18 protein-coding genes and 1 pseudogene are annotated in these 16,992 nt (G+C 71.6%); 9 read left to right on the top strand and 10 right to left on the bottom strand.

The genetic code is table 11. The features are described 5' to 3' along the window. Positions 1–43: 43 nt before the first annotated feature. The gene (locus HET64_RS24145; RefSeq protein ID WP_215108842.1) at positions 44–643 is read right to left on the bottom strand and encodes a TetR/AcrR family transcriptional regulator; all 600 of its coding nucleotides are present in this window, start codon (positions 641–643) and stop codon (positions 44–46) included. A 243-nt stretch (positions 644–886) separates the two neighbouring features. On the opposite strand from HET64_RS24145, the gene HET64_RS24140 reads away from it, so the two are divergent. Continuing rightward, positions 887–3,178 carry a glycoside hydrolase family 3 N-terminal domain-containing protein gene (locus HET64_RS24140; protein ID WP_215108840.1) on the top strand — a complete coding sequence of 764 codons (2,292 nt, stop codon included), beginning with the start codon at positions 887–889 and terminating at the stop codon, positions 3,176–3,178. A 58-nt stretch (positions 3,179–3,236) separates the two neighbouring features. Here HET64_RS24140 and HET64_RS24135 read toward each other — a convergent pair whose 3' ends face one another. Next, complete coding sequence (locus tag HET64_RS24135) at positions 3,237–3,419, bottom strand: hypothetical protein (RefSeq protein ID WP_215108838.1); 183 nt, start codon at positions 3,417–3,419, stop codon at positions 3,237–3,239. Beyond that, positions 3,404–4,291, bottom strand: a complete 888-nt coding sequence (locus HET64_RS24130) for a hypothetical protein (protein WP_215108836.1) — start codon at positions 4,289–4,291, stop codon at positions 3,404–3,406. The genes HET64_RS24135 and HET64_RS24130 overlap by 16 nt, the downstream gene beginning before the upstream one ends. 339 nt (positions 4,292–4,630) lie before the next feature. Between HET64_RS24130 and HET64_RS24125 the strand changes: the two genes are divergently transcribed. Continuing rightward, positions 4,631–5,284 carry a TetR/AcrR family transcriptional regulator gene (locus tag HET64_RS24125; protein ID WP_215108834.1) on the top strand — a complete coding sequence of 218 codons (654 nt, stop codon included), beginning with the start codon at positions 4,631–4,633 and terminating at the stop codon, positions 5,282–5,284. 146 nt (positions 5,285–5,430) lie between these two features. Further along, the gene (locus HET64_RS24120; RefSeq protein ID WP_215108832.1) at positions 5,431–6,150 is read left to right on the top strand and encodes an N-acyl homoserine lactonase family protein; all 720 of its coding nucleotides are present in this window, start codon (positions 5,431–5,433) and stop codon (positions 6,148–6,150) included. Positions 6,151–6,220: 70 nt separating this feature from the next. Here HET64_RS24120 and HET64_RS24115 read toward each other — a convergent pair whose 3' ends face one another. Next, positions 6,221–6,934, bottom strand: a complete 714-nt coding sequence (locus HET64_RS24115; protein WP_251145781.1) for a GDSL-type esterase/lipase family protein — start codon at positions 6,932–6,934, stop codon at positions 6,221–6,223. 58 nt (positions 6,935–6,992) lie between these two features. Here HET64_RS24115 and HET64_RS24110 point away from each other — a divergent pair, with 58 nt between their 5' ends. After that, entirely contained in the window at positions 6,993–8,039 is a 1,047-nt protein-coding gene (locus HET64_RS24110; RefSeq protein WP_215108828.1) for an esterase-like activity of phytase family protein, read from the top strand. Between the two features lie 74 nt (positions 8,040–8,113). Here HET64_RS24110 and HET64_RS24105 read toward each other — a convergent pair whose 3' ends face one another. Both HET64_RS24105 and HET64_RS24100 read right to left on the bottom strand, forming a co-directional pair. After that, positions 8,114–8,518 carry a PPOX class F420-dependent oxidoreductase gene (locus tag HET64_RS24105; RefSeq protein ID WP_215108827.1) on the bottom strand — a complete coding sequence of 135 codons (405 nt, stop codon included), beginning with the start codon at positions 8,516–8,518 and terminating at the stop codon, positions 8,114–8,116. 31 nt (positions 8,519–8,549) lie between these two features. Further along, complete coding sequence (locus HET64_RS24100; protein WP_215108826.1) at positions 8,550–9,398, bottom strand: TetR/AcrR family transcriptional regulator; 849 nt, start codon at positions 9,396–9,398, stop codon at positions 8,550–8,552. Between the two features lie 127 nt (positions 9,399–9,525). On the opposite strand from HET64_RS24100, the gene HET64_RS24095 reads away from it, so the two are divergent. From HET64_RS24095 to HET64_RS24080, 4 genes are all read left to right on the top strand, one after another. After that, positions 9,526–10,626 (top strand): ATP-binding cassette domain-containing protein, encoded by a 1,101-nt coding sequence (locus tag HET64_RS24095; protein WP_215108825.1) that lies wholly within the window; start codon positions 9,526–9,528, stop codon positions 10,624–10,626. Next, complete coding sequence (locus HET64_RS24090; protein WP_215108824.1) at positions 10,623–11,465, top strand: ABC transporter permease; 843 nt, start codon at positions 10,623–10,625, stop codon at positions 11,463–11,465. The genes HET64_RS24095 and HET64_RS24090 overlap by 4 nt, the downstream gene beginning before the upstream one ends. A 75-nt stretch (positions 11,466–11,540) precedes the next feature. After that, positions 11,541–12,065, top strand: coding sequence for a GNAT family N-acetyltransferase (locus HET64_RS24085; RefSeq protein ID WP_215108823.1), 525 nt, complete (start codon positions 11,541–11,543; stop codon positions 12,063–12,065). Positions 12,066–12,204: 139 nt separating this feature from the next. After that, entirely contained in the window at positions 12,205–12,642 is a 438-nt protein-coding gene (locus HET64_RS24080) for a pyridoxamine 5'-phosphate oxidase family protein (RefSeq protein WP_215108845.1), read from the top strand. 95 nt (positions 12,643–12,737) lie between these two features. Here the strand turns inward: HET64_RS24080 and HET64_RS24075 are convergent, their stop codons facing one another. The 4 genes from HET64_RS24075 to HET64_RS24065 all read right to left on the bottom strand — a co-directional run bounded on the left by HET64_RS24075 (position 12,738) and on the right by HET64_RS24065 (position 16,461). Beyond that, positions 12,738–13,841 carry a methyltransferase domain-containing protein gene (locus tag HET64_RS24075; protein WP_215108822.1) on the bottom strand — a complete coding sequence of 368 codons (1,104 nt, stop codon included), beginning with the start codon at positions 13,839–13,841 and terminating at the stop codon, positions 12,738–12,740. Positions 13,842–14,053: 212 nt separating this feature from the next. Beyond that, positions 14,054–14,353, bottom strand: a complete 300-nt coding sequence (locus tag HET64_RS39225; RefSeq protein WP_251145780.1) for a hypothetical protein — start codon at positions 14,351–14,353, stop codon at positions 14,054–14,056. Between the two features lie 240 nt (positions 14,354–14,593). Next, positions 14,594–15,778 (bottom strand): helix-turn-helix transcriptional regulator, encoded by a 1,185-nt coding sequence (locus tag HET64_RS24070; protein ID WP_308370344.1) that lies wholly within the window; start codon positions 15,776–15,778, stop codon positions 14,594–14,596. A 44-nt stretch (positions 15,779–15,822) separates the two neighbouring features. Next, on the bottom strand, positions 15,823–16,461 hold the full coding sequence (locus HET64_RS24065) for an HAD family hydrolase (protein ID WP_215108818.1): 639 nt from the start codon (positions 16,459–16,461) through the stop codon (positions 15,823–15,825). Positions 16,462–16,541: 80 nt separating this feature from the next. On the opposite strand from HET64_RS24065, the pseudogene HET64_RS39220 reads away from it, so the two are divergent. Next, positions 16,542–16,607, top strand: a pseudogene (locus HET64_RS39220) (HAD family hydrolase); the annotation flags it as partial. Between the last annotated feature and the right edge of the window lie 385 nt (positions 16,608–16,992).

The raw sequence follows: 16,992 nt of genomic DNA, 5'->3' as shown, positions 1-16,992 counted from the left end.
GGGGCGTGGCGGGCGGGCCCGGCCGTGGGGCGCGACGGGTCCGTCAGAACCGTCCGGTCACCTGCGTCTGTACGTGGGCCCGCAGCACCCCCGCCATGTCCGTCGCGCAGTCGCTGATCAGCCACTGGATCTGGAGGCCGTCCATCAGCGCGATGAGCTGCTGCGCGGCGGCCGACGGGTCGACGTCCTCCCGGAGTTCGCCCGCCTCCCGGGCCTGGCGGTAGGCCAGTTCGGTGTTGGCGAGCGAGGTGCGGTAGCGGGCCACGAAATACGCGTGCGCCGGATGGTCGGGGGAGGTGGCCTCCGCCGCGACCACCGAGAACAGCTCGACGATCCCGCGCCGCTTCGCGTTCAGCTCCGCGAGGTCGGTCAGCCGGCGCAGATGGTCGACGCCCCGGGTCACGCCCAGGGCCAGCCACGCGTCGTCCACGTCGTCACGATGCTGGAGCACGGCGAGGAGCAGGGCCTCCTTCGTCGGGAAGTGGTGGAGGAGACCCGGGTGGGAGATGCCGCAGCGGGTGGCGATCACCCGGAGCGACGCGCCCCGGTAGCCGGCCTCGCCGAACAGGGCCATCGCCTGGTCGAGGATCTCGGTCCGCTTGGCCCGGCCCTTGGCGTAGCCGCGCGGTGCCCCGGAGGTCACGCGCGATCACCCGCCGAACCCGCCGGGGCCGCTGGACCTGTTGAACTCGCCGAACCCGCCGGGCCCGCCGGACCTGTTGAACTCGCTGAACCCGTACTCGCCGTCATCGGAATCGGACACCTCTCTCGCACCGCCGCTCCGGCCCAGATTCTCACAGGAGCGAATCCCGGTTCCCCCAATACTTACCAAGCGGTCGGGATTGAGCGTACGGTACTGCGCAGTGCTTTCGTGAAAGGAACTCCTGTGGGCCTCAAGCCGCCGTACCTCGACCCCGCGCTGCCCGTCGCGGAGCGGGTCGCCGACCTCCTGGGGCGCATGACGCTGCCCGAGAAGGTCGGCCAGATGCTCCAGCTCAACGCCAAGGAGGGGGTGCGGCACCTCGTCGAGGACCTGCACGCGGGCTCGATCCTGCACGCCTCGCCGGAGCGGGTGAGCGAGGCCGCCGTGCTCACCGCGAAGACCCGGCTGCGCATCCCGCTGCTCGTCGCCGAGGACTGCATCCACGGGCACTCCTTCTGGGAGGGGGCCACGATCTACCCGACGCAGCTCGGGATGGCCGCCACCTGGGACCCGGAGCTGGTGGAGCGCATCGCCCGGGCGACGGCGGTCGAGGTCGCGGCGACCGGGGTGCACTGGACGTTCTCGCCGGTGCTCTGCATCACCCGCGACCTGCGGTGGGGCCGGGTGAGCGAGACGTTCGGCGAGGACCCGTTCCTGATCGGCGAGCTGGCCTCCGCGATGGTGCGCGGCTACCAGGGCGACGGCCTCGACGACCCGACGGCGATCCTCGCCTGCGCCAAGCACTTCGCCGGGTACTCGGAGACCCAGGGCGGCCGGGACGCCAGCGAGGCGGACATCTCGCGGCGCAAGCTGCGCTCCTGGTTCCTGCCGCCGTTCGAGCGGGTCGCCAAGGAGGGCTGCCGCACGTTCATGCTCGGCTACCAGTCGATGGACGGCGTGCCGATCACCGTGAACAACTGGCTGCTCAACGAGGTGCTGCGCGGCGAGTGGGGCTACACCGGGACCCTGGTCACCGACTGGGACAACGTCGGCCGCATGGTGTGGGAGCAGAAGGTCTACGCCGACTACGCGCAGGCGTCGGCGGCGGCGGTCCGCGCGGGCAACGACATGGTGATGACCACGTCGAACTTCTTCGCGGGAGCCCAGGAGGCCGTGGCGCAGGGTGCGTTGACGGAGGCCGAGATCGACGCCGCCGTACGCCGGATCCTGACGCTCAAGTTCGAGCTGGGCCTCTTCGAGGACCCGCGCCACCCCGACGCCGCCCGGCAGGCCGAGGTCATCGGCAGCGGGGCGCACGCCGTGCTGAACCTGGAGGCGGCCCGCCGCTCGCTGGTGCTGCTGACCAATGACGGCACGCTGCCGTTCGCGGGCGGCCTGGCGGCGGACGCGGCGGGCCGGGGCCGGCCCCTCGCCCCCGGCGGCCCCCGTACGGTGGCGGTCGTCGGCCCCAACGCGGATGACGCGCAGACCCAGTTGGGCGACTGGGCGGGCTCATCCGGCCAGGCCGACTGGCTGCCGGACGGTCAGCCGCGCGCCATGATCCGTACCGTCCTGGACGGCTTCCGCGACCACGTGCCCGCCGACTGGACGGTCGCGTACGCTCCCGGGGCCCGGATCCTCGACGTGGGCCCCGACCCGGAGGGGGCGTTCTTCCCGGACGGCCAGCCCCGCCCGGAGGTGGTCGTCCCGGCGGCCCCCGACGCCCGGCTGATCGCGGAGGCGGTCGCCGCCGCCGAGGCCGCCGATCACGTGGTGGCCGTCGTCGGCGACCGGATCGAGCTGATCGGCGAGGGCAAGTCCACCGCCACGCTCGAACTCGTCGGCGACCAGGTGGCGTTGCTCGACGCCCTGGCGGCGACGGGCAAGCCGCTGGTGGTCGTGGTCGTCAGCTCCAAGCCGCTGGTGCTGCCGCCGTCCGCGCTCGGCGCGGCGGCGATCGTGTACGCGGCCAACCCGGGGATGCTCGGCGGCCGGGCGGTCGCGGAACTGCTCCTCGGCCTGATCGAGCCGACCGGCCGGCTGCCGCTGTCCTTCGCCCGGCACGCGGGCCAGCAGCCGACGTACTACAACCAGGTGCGCGGCCAGCACGGCTCGCGCTACGCGGACCTCACCCAGCGCCCGGCGTTCGCGTTCGGCGAGGGGCTGAGCTACACGACGGTCGACTACACCGACCTGGAGGTGCTGACGTCGGTGGTCGACGAGTCGGAGACCGTACGGGCCCGGGTCACGGTGACCAACACGGGGACGCGGCCCGCGCTGGAGACGGTGCAGGTGTACGTGAGCGACACGGTGACCTCGGTGACCTGGGCGGAGAAGGAGCTGAAGGCCTACCGGCAGGTGGCCCTGGCCCCCGGGGAGTCGCAGGAGATCCTCTTCGAGCTCCCGGCGGCCGACTGCACCCTCGTGGACGCGGAGGGCCTCCGTGTCGTGGAGCCGGGCCGCTTCGAACTGCTGGTGGGCCCGTCGTCCCGCGACGAGGCGTTGCTGCGGGGGGAGTTCACGGTCAAGGGCTGAGCAGGGTGCCGTGGCCGGCGGGGCCGTATCCGGCCCCGCCGGTCCTGGTCCTCACCCGTCACGAGACCGGCGGACGGTACTCGGGAATGACCCCCGCCGCCAGACCGGCGCCGCCGAGGCCGGCGGTGAGGACCACGGCGACCGGACCCCAGAGCATCACCGGCCCGAAGATCCGCTCCCGGCGCGACCGCCAGAGCAGCGCCGGAACGGTGAGCGCGGCCGTCGTCAGCGGCCAGGCCACCGCGCTGCACTCCTGGTCAGCTCGTACCGGTCCACGCGGTCCGGTTCGACGGACCGCACGACGGTCCGGTGGAGGGTGGGCCGGTCCTCGGTTCCGCCGACGTCCCAGAGCGTCGGGCCGCACGTCGGCACGTCCACGCCGACTCCCCGGGTGTGCCGGCTCGTTCCCGTGCCGTAGCCCCAGGTGCCCTGGCCCACGCAGGCCTCACCTCGTTCGCCGGAGGTGCCGTCGAGGCCGGAGACCGTGGCCCGGCCGTCGGTCGTGAGGGTCAGCAGTCCGCCCCTTCCGTCGGACCAGGTCCCCACCAGTTCGGCGCGGGCGACGGACGGCGGGCGGTACATCGTCAGGACGCCCGTGCCGAACGCGACGCCGCCGAGCACACCGGTGAGGACCACGGCGGTCAGGCCCCCCAGGAACACCGGGCCGAAGACCCGCTTCCGGCGCGAGCGGCAGACCAGCGCCGGAACGGTGAGCGCGACCGTGGTCAGCAGCCATCCCCCGGCGAAGCCGGCGGGCTCCATGCCGCCGGTCACGGCGGTGGTAGCGCCCACGAGGACGAGGGAGACGACGGCCGCCACCGCCGGAACCCACCACCACACCTCACGCCCGCCGAACCGGCGTCCCAGCGCGGCACTCAGCGACGCGGTGGGGAGGACGAAGGCCACCGACAGCGCGGCGGCGGCCGTGGCCGCGAACAGTGCGAGGAAGGGCAACAGCACCACGGACAGCGGCGAGCCGCCGGTCGGGGTCATGGCCCACGACTGCCGTGTCAGGCCGTGGAGGACGGACACGACGAGCGCGAGCACCGCCTCCAGCAGCAGGACCAGCGTCGAGAGCAGCAGTGACAGCCCGTACGGACGCTTCTTCTCCACCGTTCAGTCCCCCTCGCACACAGCGACGCACGCGGCACGCCCTCATCGGGGCGGCAGCCGCGACCATGGTGTCAGAGCTGTTTGAACGCGTTCAAGGTGGGGTTCGCGACACCCCGCCGACGCTCGGCCGGGGCTCTCGTGGGGTGAGTCCCGGACGAGTACGGGGTGAGTTTGGGGCGCATCCGGGGCGCGCAAAGAAGAAGCGTTTCCGCGTGCGGGTATTCCCCCGTATGGGTGTGGCGAGGCCGCCCGGACGGCGGTGGGGCGAGCACAATGGGGCGGCGGTTCGTGCAGAGGCGCGTAGGCCCCTCTCCCGCACCTTGCGCTCAAGGAGGACCGGTGGCGGAGAGCTGGACGGTTCAGCGGACCGGGCCCGGGGATGCCGCGCGCACGCAGGCGCGCGAACAACTTCTGGAAGCAGCCAGGGAGTTGTACGGCATCAACGGATACCGGGCCACCGCCGAGCACGATGTGTGCGCGGCGGCCGGTGTGCCGGTCGAGGTGCTGCGTCAGGAGTACGGCTCCCGGGAGGGACTGCTCATCGCCCTCCACAACCGGGTCACGACGACCGGGCTGCGGGCGGCGGAGAACGCCCTCCTGGCCGATGGCGCCGAGAATCACTCGATCGCGGAGCGGGTCCAACTGCTCTTCGACGCATACGTGGAGGCCGTCACCAGCGACCCGCGCGAGGCCAGGGTGACGTTCGTCGAGGTGCTGGGTGTGAGCGCCGTGGTGGACGAGCACTGCAAACTCTGGCGGGCCCTGTGGACGGAGTTCCTGACCGGGGAGGCCGAACGGGCGGTGGAGCGTGGTGAGGCGGAGGACCGGGACCACCGGGTCGACGTGATGGTGATGGTCGGCACGGTCCACGAGCTGATGGCCCACCACACCCGCCGCAGCCGCCGGGCCCGCCCCGGGGAGGTCTCGGGGGAACTGACCCAGCTGGCGCTGTCGATGCTGGGTTCGCGGCCGGCGGGTGAGCCGGCGGGGTGAGCCCGGCGGTTGGAGCTCCGGAGCCCGGACGTACGCGCCGGGGTTCGGTTGCCGGGGCGCCCGAGGCTCCGTCGGTCGGCGGGGACTTCAGCGGCGCGTCGGCGCGGACCTTGCTCTGGACCAGGCAGGCGGAGAGTGTGGTGGGCATGACGAGCAACCCGACTGCCGTGCACCGGATGGACCTCGGCTACTTCGTCCGTCCGGCACTGGAGACCGGAGGTCCGCAACCGAGGGTCGAGCCGGTGCTCGCGTACCTGGTGGAACACGAGCGCGGACTTCTGCTGTTCGACACCGGAATCGGAGAGGGCGACCCCGGTGCCGAAGCGCGCTACCGTCCCCGGCGTCGCTCGTTGCCGAGGGCACTGGCCGCTGCCGGGGTGGCCGTCGCGGACATCTCGATCGTCGTCAACTGCCACCTGCACTTCGACCACTGCGGAGGCAATCCGCTGCTGGCCGGAGTGCCCGTGCTGGTGCAGGAGACCGAGCTCGCGGCGGCCCGCGCCGGTGACTACACCATTGACGCGCTGGTCGATTTCCCGGGCGCGGTCTACGAGCAAGTCTCCGGCGAGGTCGAGGTCTGGCCCGGCGTCCGGGTCGTCCCCACTCCCGGCCACACCGAGGGTCATCAGTCCCTGGTGGTCCGGCAGGGCGACAGTGCGGTGGTCCTCGCCGGGCAGGCGTACGACTTCGCCAGCGACTTCGCATCGGACCGGCTCGCTCGCCGGGCCGCGCTCGACGGCGTGGAGCGGCCACTGCCTCCGTACCGGCCGTGGCTGGACCGGTTGGCGGAACTCGACTCAGGGCGGGTGTACTTCGCCCATGACAGCTCCGTCTGGGAGCCCGCTCCGGGGGACGCCCTGCCGTGATGCGTCAGGTGTGCGCGATGGCCGACCGGGCCCCGGAGGTCACCGGGCGCGGCGCACCGGCGGGCGCTGATCAGGCCGGCAACGGCAACGGCGCCGGAACCGGGCGCCCCGTGTAGGGGCCGCCCAGCTCCCACGCCTGGTGCATCGCGTCGGCGAAGGCGGCGGCGAGTTTGTGCTCGCCCGTCGGGCCGGGGTGGGTGCCGTCGTAGGTGTCCGTGCGGATGTCGTACGCCGTGGGGCGCGAGGCCAGCAGGAGAGGTGAGGACGGTTCGTCGAGGTCGGCCACGGCCTTGGCGAGGAGGTCGTTGAAGCGGGCGCAGGAGGCGGCGAACGGGGCGTCCGTCGCGGCCCGGATGTTCGGTATGACCGGGAGCAGCACCACGCGCAGGTGCGGGTTGGCCGTGCGGGCCGCCGTGATGAACGCGCGGGCGTTGGCCGCCGTCTGCTCGGCGTCCGTGTAGAACCCGAGGTCTATCAGGCCGAGCGAGACCAGCAGGACGTCCGCCTCCGCCTCGCCCACCGCGTCCGCGATCACCGGGGCCATGTGCAGCCAGCCCTCGCCCCAGCCGGACAGGTGCCGGCGGGCGGCGGGCGGGAAGGACGGGTCGGCGTACGCGTGGGAGACGGGGGCGTTCGCTTCGATGTCGTACAGCGTCGTGCGCGGGCCGACGATCTCGTACCGCAGGCCGGGGAACGCCTCGAAGTGCTGCCACAGCCGGTAGCGCCAGGTGAAGTCGCCGGTGGCGCCGATGGTCATGGAATCGCCGACCGGGAGAAAACGCATGGCGTCATCATGGCCGATCACGGCTCCGGCCTGCGACGTGACGATGGACACTTGGGCCATGCGCTCGTATCCGACCGGCCCGGCGGGCCGCGCCGCCGCCACCCTCGCCGCCGCTCTCGCCGTCGCCCTTTTGCTGTTCGCCGGGGCCGGTCCGGCCGTGGCCGACGACGGACGGCCCGACCGTGACTTCACGGTCGAGGACCCCCGCATCACCGAGTCCAGCGGCCTCGCCGCCAGCCGCGCGCACCCCGGCGTCTACTGGACGCACAACGACAGCGACGACGGCCCCTACGTCTACGCCGTCGACTCCCGCACCGGGAAGACCCTCGCGACCATCACGATGCGGGGCGTGGGGGAGCCGAGGGACGTCGAGGGCATCTCGATCGGGCCGGACGGCGACCTCTACGTCGGTGACATCGGCGACAACCTCGACGGCACCTGGGACCACGTCTGGATCTACCGCTTTCCCGAGCCGAAGACCCTGCGCGACGCCACCGTCACGGCCGTCCAGTACGACGTGACGTACGCCGACGGGGCCCGCAACGCCGAGGCGCTGATGGTCCACCCGAAGACCGGCCGCGTCTACATCGCCTCCAAGAACGAGGACGGCGGCGGCCTCTACGAAGGCCCCGCGAAGCTCACCGCCGGCTCCCCGAACGTGTTCCGGCGGGTCGGCGAGGTGCCGTGGGTCACGGACGGGGCCTTCTCGCCCGACGGGACCCGGCTGGTGCTGCGCTCGTACTTCAGCGCCCGCGAGTACGCCTTCGAGAACGGCCGCCTCGGTGAGGACCGGTCGGTCGCCGCCCCGTTCCAGCGGCAGGCCGAGTCGGTGACGTACACGGCGGACGGCTCGGCCCTGATGTTCGGCTCGGAGGGGGCCCGCAGCGAGGTCGTCCGCGTGGAGACGGAGGGCGGACCGGGGAGCGGTTCGGGTGCCGGTTCCGGGTCCGGCTCCGGCGATGGTTCCGGGGCCCCCTCGAAGGGGGGCGACCGGGGGAGCGCCGGCGACGCGGGTGAGGGCGACAGCGGCAACGCCGCCCTCGGGGCCGCCGTGCTCGTCGGGGCCGTGGCCGTCTGGTTCGCGTTGAAGCGGCGGCGAGGGTAGGCGGGCGGAGGGCACCGGTAGGCGGCCCTCCGCCGCCGTCGCCGTAATCGGCCCGTGCTCGCGCTCGCTCGTGCTCAGGTGTCGTCGTCCGTCACCGGCCACACCTCGTAGTGCAGGGTCCGGTCCCGCTTCAGCCGGTGCGCGAACGGGACGAGCACGCCCTGCACGACCGGGTACTTCCGCGACAGCATCCGCGCCGCGTGCGTGTTCTCCTTCGTGCCCGGGCGCAGCAGCCGTGCGTGCGCCCTGATCTGCGGTCCGGTGGGTCTGCCCCGGACCGTGCAGGGGGCGATCTCCACCTGCGGGTGGTTACGCATCCGCTCCACCTTCCAGGCGGAGGAGAACGTGCGGATGAACGCGTGATCACCCTCGACGGCGATGTTGACCGGTGTGCCGACAGGCGTCCCGTCCTGCCGGTGGGTGCTCAGCAGGACGGCGTACTGCTTGACGAAAGGAGCGAGCTCCCGGCTGGCGTCCATATATCCATTGGGGCACGGGCCGGGGGCGCTGTCACTTCCGGGCTGCCGTCCGTTCTGTGGTCCGCTCCGTGGTCCGGTCCGCCGTCCCGTCCACCGTCCGCTCCGCGACCAGGGCCTCGAAGCCGGCGATCAGCCGTAGCAGCCCGAAGTCGAAGTGGTCGAACTCGGCGCTGAAGGCGTCCTCCGACAGGCCCGCCATCATCGGGTACGCGCCGCTGAGCATGGCCCGCTCCAGGTAGGGGCGCTGGTTGTCCCAGAACTCCTGGTCGCTCAGCCCCGTCTCCCGTACCGCCTCCGCCGCGTCGGCCTGGGTGCGGGCGAGGCCCTCCACGAAGCTGTTGACCGTGATGATCACGCTGATCAGCTCGGGGTCGCGCAGCCCCATGGACCGCAGCGCGGTGAGGGACAGCTCCAGGCCGCGCAGGGCGCTGGGACCGAGCACCGTACGGGCCTGGTTGATCTTCAGCAGCCAGGGGTGGCGGCGGAGGTTGTCCCGGTAGGTACGGGCCATGGCGTCGATGGACGCCCGCCAGCCGGCGGGGGGCGTGTCGACGGGGCGCTCCGTGTCGGTGGGCAGGGGCTCGCCCAGCACCCGGTCGAGCATCAGGTCCAGCAGTTCGGCCTTGCCGGGTACGTACCGGTAGAGCGACATGGTGCCCGTGCCGAGCTCGGTGGAGAGCCGGCGCATGGAGACGGCGGCCAGCCCTTCCGCGTCCGCGACGGCGATGGCGGCCGTGACGATCCGGTCCAGCGAGAGCCCCGGTTTGGGGCCGCGGCCGGGGCGGTCCCCGGTACCCCACAGGAGTTCCAGGCTGCGTGCGATGTCGCCGCTCCCGGTGGCCGTGCCGTCCGTCGCCGCTGTCGATCCGTCTTTCGCCATGGGGCCAGGGTAGTGCTCCGGAGCGGAGTTGGGTACGCCGTACCCGTATCGGAGTACGCTGTACCCAAATAGGGGTACGGTGTACTCAGTTAGCTTCCGGTCGGTTCGAGGAACAGGGGGTTGTGCCATGCTCATGTCTAAATCCGGGTCGGGGTCCGCGTCCGGGTACGCGGTGCTCGCCGAAGGCGTCGTGAAGCGGTACCGGGGGAGGGGGAGGGGCGGGACGGAGAAGCGGGCGCTCGACGGGTTCGACCTCGCCGTGCGCCCCGGCACCGTCCACGGCCTGCTCGGCCCGAACGGGGCGGGCAAGACCACCGCCGTGCGGGTCCTCGCCACACTCCTGCGGTACGACACGGGCCGGGCGGAGGTCGCCGGGCTCGACGTGGCGCGCGAACCCCGCCGCGTGCGGAGCCGGATCGGGCTCACCGGCCAGTACGCGGCCGTCGACGAGGGCCTCACCGGGCGGCAGAACCTGGAGATGTTCGGGCGGCTCTTCCACCTCGGCAACCGCCGGGCCCGGCAGCGCGCCGGGGAACTGCTGGACCGGTTCGACCTGACCGAGGCCGCCGACAAGGGCGCCAAGGAGTACAGCGGCGGCATGCGGCGACGTCTCGACCTGGCCTCCTCGATGATCCTCCAGCCCGATGTGCTCTTCCTGGACGAGCCGACGACCGGGCTCGACCCGCGCGGCCGGGGCGAGGTCTGGGACGCGGTCCGGGCACTGGTGGCGGGCGGCACGACGGTGCTGCTGACCACCCAGTACCTGGACGAGGCCGACAGGCTCGCCTCGCACATCACCGTCATCGACCGCGGGCGGGCCATCGCCGACGACACCCCGGACGCGCTGAAGAACCGGGTCGGCGGCGACCGGATCGAGGTGGTCGCCGCCGACGCGGGAGACCTCGACGCGGTGGCGAGGACCGTCGACCGGGTGGCCGGGGGCGGGCTCGTCGTCACCGACGCCACCGCCCGCCGGGTACACGCCCAGGTCGCCGACCGGGTGTCCGCACTCACCGAGGTGGCCCGGAGCCTCCAGGACGAAGGGATCGCGGTGGAGGACATCGGGCTGCGCCGGCCGAGCCTGGACGACGTGTTCCTGCGCCTGACGGGCCACGGCACGGCACCCGAAGCCGAGGGCCATGACGCCGAGGACCGCGCCACCGGGCGTCGCGACCCCGAGGACCCCAGCACCGAGAACCACGACTCCCCGGAGGTGGCGGCGGCATGACCACACGCGAAAGGAACCCCGCCGCGGCGACGGGCCCGGTCCGCGACCGCGCCTCTGTCCTCTGGGCGGTCTCCGACTGCTGGAACATCACCCGCCGCACCCTCACCCACTACCAGCGCCACCCCTCCGCCGTCGTCTGGCAACTGGGCTTCCCGATCCTCTCCGTCCTCCTCTACGGATACGTCTTCGGCAGCGCGATGAAGGTGCCCGGGGGCGGGGACTACCGGGAGTTCCTGATGCCCGGCATGTTCGCCATGACCATGGCCATGGGCTTCATGAACACCGCCGTGGCCGTCGTCACCGACGCCGCCAAGGGGGTCGTCGACCGCTTCCGGTCCATGCCGATGGCTCCCTCCGCCTTCGCCTCCGGACGCGGGGCCGCCGACCTGGTGGTGGCCGCGGCCGAGCTGACCATCCTGGCCGTCACCGCGCTGCTGATGGGCTGGCGCGCGGGCGGCGGGGTGATGGCGGGCCTCGGGGCGTTCGGACTGCTCCTGCTCCTGCGGTTCAGCCTGATCTGGGTGGGCGTCTGGCTCGGCATGCTGGTGCCCACCCCGGAGGCGGCGGGCGGGCTGTACGCGGTGGCCCTCCCCGTCACGATGATCTCCAGCACCTTCGTGGCCCCGTCCCTGATGCCGGGCTGGCTGGGCACGATCGCCGCCTGGAACCCGATCTCCTCGACGGCGACGGCCACCCGCGAACTCTTCGGCAACCCCGTTGCGGGCGGGGGCACCTGGGTGGAGGAGCACGCCGTACTGATGGCCGTGGTCTGGCCGCTGGCGATCACGCTGGTGTTTCTCCCGCTGGCGGTGCGCCGCTTCCAGCGCCTGAGCCGGTGAGGGTCCTCGTACACCGGCCGTGAGCTGCGGAAACCAGGATGCCGTGGGGCGGCGGTCGGCGTAGGGTCGGGCACCGTGCCGACGACCATCACGCCCCTGCCCTTCACCACCGCCCGCCTCGACGCGCTCCCCCTCGAACCGGCGTACGCCGAGGAGATGGCGGTCGTCCTCGCGGACCCGGCGCTGTACGTGTTCACCGGCGGCGGCCCACCGGACCCGGCCGCGCTGCGGTCCCGTTACGAGCGGCAGAGCGCCGGTTCGCCGGACCCGGGGGAACTCTGGTGGAACTGGGTGCTCCGGGTCCGCGCGGACGGAAGCCTCGCCGGATACGTGCAGGCGACCGTACGGGGGCCCCGGGCGGAGATCGCCTGGGTGGTCGGGACGCCGTGGCAGGGCCGTGGCTACGCGAGCGAGGCCGCGCGGGGCCTTGCCGCGCACCTGGTCGCGGCCGGGGGCGTCCGGGAGCTCGTCGCCCACGTCCACCCCGGCCACGCCGCGTCCGAGGCGGTGGCCACGGCGGCGGGCCTCCGGCCGACCGGGGAGTGGGAGGACGGCGAGCGGCGATGGGCGGGCAACCCACCCGTACCGGGGGCCCGTTAGGACGGGCTTCGGGTTGGACCGTCGCGAGGCCGTGGGCCGACTCGGAACCGGCCCTGACACGGTTCCTCATCTACCGATGGCTCGGCCTAGGTCGAAGGTCGGGGTGTTCGGCGGCGTGTGGAAGATCGAGCATGGAGACATGGAACCTGCTCCCTTTGATGTTGACGCCTTCCTCAGTCAGCCGCTCACCGCGCGCATCGCTACCGACGGGCCGACGGTACGGCCTGTGTGGTTTCTGTGGGAGGAGGGTGCCTTCTGGGTTCTGACCGGGCCGTGGACCAAGTTGTTTCACCGGGTGAGTGCGGACGCGCGGATCGCTCTTGTGGTGGACGTATGCGACATCGCTACGGGGCTTGTCCGCCAGGTCATCGCCCGTGGCCGGGCCGAGCTTGTTCCCTTCGACGTCCCGCGTGGGCGCCGCAAGTTGGTCAGGTACCTGGGCGCGGATGAGTCACGCTGGGACGCGCGGTTTCACCGCTACCTGCATGATGATCCCGATGAACGAGGCACGGTATGGCTGCGGCTGTCGCCCTCATCCGTGACAGCCAACGATCTGAGCTATACGGCCGCTCGCTGATCTTGCTCTCTGCCTGCCAGGACCTGCTGGGTCTGCCGATGACTTTGAGGTTCCCGGGGCGCTTGAATGGTTCGCCGATGTCGTAGTGACGCGGGCTACGTCCTTCCGGGTCGGATGGCCTGGGCCGGGTCCCGCAGCCAGACCTGCTGGCCCCGGCCGGTCACGGTCAGCCCGAATTCCTCGGCACCGGGTCGCCCCACCGACTCGTACTCCCACCAGACCTGCTCGATCTCCTCCCACAGGAACCCGGGCCCGTACTGCCACACCTCCTCACCCGAGGCGGCCGTCGCGGCACCCCCGTCGTCCCGGGTCACCCACACCCGCGCACCCTCGGCGGTGTTCTGGTGGACGAGCCGCACGCCGGGCAGCCGCGCACCCGCGTACAGCGCGAACCCGAGGCCGAGGAGGTGGGCGGGATCCAGCCCGGCGGCGCGTGCTCTTCCCGTACCCCGCACGTCATGGAGGTCGGGCACGCGATGGGCTCGCATCGGCATGTACGTGGCCCCGCCGCAGAACGGCCCCACCGCCGTGCCGTCATCCTTAACACGGAGCTGGACCAGCGCCCCGGACCAGAACCCCCGGGCCAGCGGGGCCACGACGACCCCGCCGGGCCGGACCTGCCGGAGCAGCGCGTACGGGACGTACCGCAGGGCGCAGGTGGCGATCAGCCGGTCGACGGGGCCGAGGCCGGGCCACGGTTGCTCACCGTCCCCGACCCGCAGGTGCGGCCGGTACCCGGCCTGCGCGAGCGCGTCGGCCGCCTGCCGGGCCACGACCGGGTCCAGCTCGACGCTGTGGACCAGGTCGTCGCCGAGCCGTTCGCAGAGCAGCGCGGAGACATACCCGGTGCCGGTCCCGATCTCCAGCACACGCTGCCCGTGCTCGACTTCGAGGAGCATGAGCATCCGGGCCACCATCGAGGGCATCGAGTTCGACGACGTCGCGACCCCGGGCCCGCCCAGGGCCCCGTCGTCGAGCTGGGTGACAACCGGCTCGTCGCTGTTCACCAACGCCGGCCACGCATCCGTCCCCGCCACCGGCTCACACCGGTCGGGCAACTGCCGCCACACATCCGCCGGAACGAACCGACTGCGCGGCACGGCCTCGAACACCCGCCGCCAGCCGGCAGAGAGCAGCCCACGATCAGCCAACTCCCGCACCAACGCCGGATAGGTGGACACCTGGGGAACCGCGCTCACCACTGCGGGACACACTGAGGACCGCTGCCGTCCGGAGACGGCTTCGGCTCCGACGGCGGCGCCCACGGCCTGTCCGACGGCGCCCCACCATGCTTGCCGGCCTCGGCCGGTACGGGGGTGGTGGTCATCGTGTATCTCCTCTGTTCGGTGGAACGGTTCGATCGGCAGGGCGGTCTCACTGGCGCGCACATCCGTTGCCGAGAAGTTGATGCTCATCCCGCTTCCCGGAGAACTGTGGCCACCGCATGGCACGGGCAGACACAGTCCGGACGCAGGCAGAGAGCGTGCACGTCGGCCAGGTCCGTCACCAAGGCACTGCGGCAAGCAACGCCGTACGGACCGTCCGCCCCCGCCGACAACCCGTCCAGGCCGGCGCCCGCACCCCCGGCCGCATCGGCGGCCGTGATCGGATCACCACGCCACAGCAACGTCACCTCATGCTCCGAGCAATAGGCACCAGTGCCGTCCTCGGCCGGCAACTCGTGCGCGTCACCTTCCGCGAAGCACCTCATGCGCTTCGGGCCTCCCGCCAGGCACGACCAAGGTGGACAGCGGTCGGGCAGGAGACTCCGGCACGGCAGGCGGGGCAGTGCTGGGTGTGGCCGAGCCAGGTCCGGTACGAGGTGTCGCCACCCTCAGCAAGCACGGGAATCTTCATTCAGTCTCCTCAACTACCGGTCCGGCGCCGACGGGTAGAGCATGGAGGCTGAGGTCGGGCCTGACTGCTACGGCTTGTAGCAGCAAGGCGTGGTTCAGACCGCTCCGACCCAGTGGGCGAAGTGCGTCAGACTCTCGGCGTCAGAGCGATGGAAACGGCGTAGGTTGCGGGCGACCTCGCGGGTCCAGGGGTGCCCGCGTGTGTGCTGGGGTGCCGCAGCACGAGCCATCCGGAGGCTGGTGAACGCCTCTGCCTGGCGACCCGCCCAGTCCTGGGCCCTGGCGAGCTCAATGTAGAACCCGCTCCTGCGCTCGGCCGGCAGACCGACGCTCGGTGCCCATTCGGCAGCGGCACGAAGGGCACGATCGGCATGGTCAGGTCCGAGGCTGACCGCGACGGACACATCGTGGACGCGGACGCTTTCGGGCCCGAAGGCCGTGCCGAGGTAAATGCCTTCTCGGCCGACTTGTTCGCTCAGCTGTCTCGCATGGGCCAGGTGGGTATCGGCCGCAGCTGCGTCCTGCGCGCGTCCAGCGATTACTGCGGCCCTCATATGGAGTGCGCCGCGAGCGGCTGCCGACGTACGCCTGTCGGGTGGTGGAGCAGAGTCGATGGCCTGCTCCATGGCCACCAGGCCGACTGCGTGAGCACGGGCGGCGAAGAACGTCTCCGCGCGCACGTACGAGGCGGTGGCCTGGGCAAGTGGGTCGGCTGCACGGTCGGCGGCCCAGCGCATCAGCTCGATGAGCCGAGCGGAGAGGTCGTGCGCCCCGTGCTTGTAGGCGACGGCATCGGCGGTGCGAGCGGCGGATACCAGCATCCGTGCAGCATCGCTGTGTTCGGCACCGGGGGCGGTGTGGACGTACCGGATGGCGTCGCCCAGCAAGGCGGGGATGACGGGGGCGATCCGGCCGTACTGGGCAGCGAGACGCCAGTCCACTGCCGTTCTGATTCCCTCGGCCAGTTCTCCGGGGCTACGCGTCGGTGCGCCCAGAGTCACGTCGTACCCGGCGATGGCTTCCGACAGGGCAGGTAACGCCTGGTGGACACGTCGTTCCGTGCCGACGTGATCCGTGCGTAGACGCGAGGGGTCCACCTCAAGGGCGTCCGCGACCGCTTCGAGTACCTCATCGCTGGGCCGTCGGACACCTCGCTCGATGGCGCGAACCATGGCGTAAGAAACATGGGAGGCCTCCGCGAGTGCGGTTTGGGTGAGTCGGCGTGCACGGCGACAGGCGGCGATTCGCCTGCCGATCTCGTGCGGGCTGTCGGAAGACACCCACTGACCGTACGCACACGATGACGCTCTGAAAGCTGATTCCTCTACTTCTGGGCGATCGCGGTGAGTTCCGTGAGTGACTGGATCACCCAGTCCGCAGTTGCGTGGACCTGGTCGTCGCCGCCCCACAGGTGTCCCCATGGGCCGCGGCTGATGTGTGCGGTGCGCAGCCCTGCCCTGGCGGCGGGGAAGGTGTCGTTCGCGGGGTGATCACCGACGTAAAGGGTTTCTCTCGCGGGGACGCCGGACGCGTCGAGGACGCGTTCGAAGAACTCCGCCGAGGGCTTGGCACACCCCCATTCCTCAGAGGTAGCGACGAGATCGGCGGGAAGGTCGAGTGCCCGAAGCAATTCACCCGCGCGCACGGTCTGGTTGCCTGCGACGACGACGCGCATCCCGAGTTGCCGTAGCTTCGCCAGCGCGGGGCGGACGTCTTCGTACAGGTCGGACTCATCGAGGTGCTCACCTCGTCCGGCTGCCTCGCGGGCGGCGTATTCGGCCGGAATGTCGATGCCCGGCTTCACCAGCTTCAGCGCTTCGGAGTTGTCGAGCCCCTGGGCGGTCACGGCACCGACCAGGGCGGACAGGGTGTGTCTGGGCGTCCCGAGCCAGTCGGCCCAGGAACCCCAGTAGCGGTCATCGCGGACGAGAGTCTCGCCTATGTCGAACACGAACGTCTTCACACGTCGAGCGTAGGGGGCCGTCAGGCGCTGCGACATCCTCCCGGCATGGGCCCGGGCTCCGTCTCTACGAGGCGGGCACGCTGAAGCAGAGGCGGCGTACCGGTTGGTGGATGGCCCGGGTCCGTGATCCCGAGAGCGTTGCCAAGGAGTAGCCCTCCCTCGAAGCTCGGATCCCGAGCCCTGAGCTTCGGGCTTCGGGACGGTCGGGTCACTCTTCCGGGGATACGTGAATGAGGCCCGGGCCCGAAGCTCGGGTGCCGGGACTCGGGGGCCGGGATGCGGGACCCGGGGTTCGAGCGCCTTCTTTAACCGGTAGGTAGAAGAAGGGATTTGGGAAAACCTCCCCACCTACCCACCCCCGCCGCGACCGGCAAATATGACTAATCGTGACGGCTTGCGGCACAGCGTCACGACTGTTTACGGTGCGAGAACCAAACGACCCCGACCGGTGTTGGAAGCACCGGGCCGGGGTCTCACCGCAAGATCGATCACCCAGAAGGACGATCCCGTGGCTACCCAGCACACTAGCTC

It is taken from the genome of Streptomyces sp. McG3, from assembly GCF_018619185.1.
In the GTDB taxonomy this organism is placed as follows: Bacteria; Actinomycetota; Actinomycetes; order Streptomycetales; family Streptomycetaceae; genus Streptomyces.
This window is presented reverse-complemented; position numbering and strand designations above follow the sequence as displayed.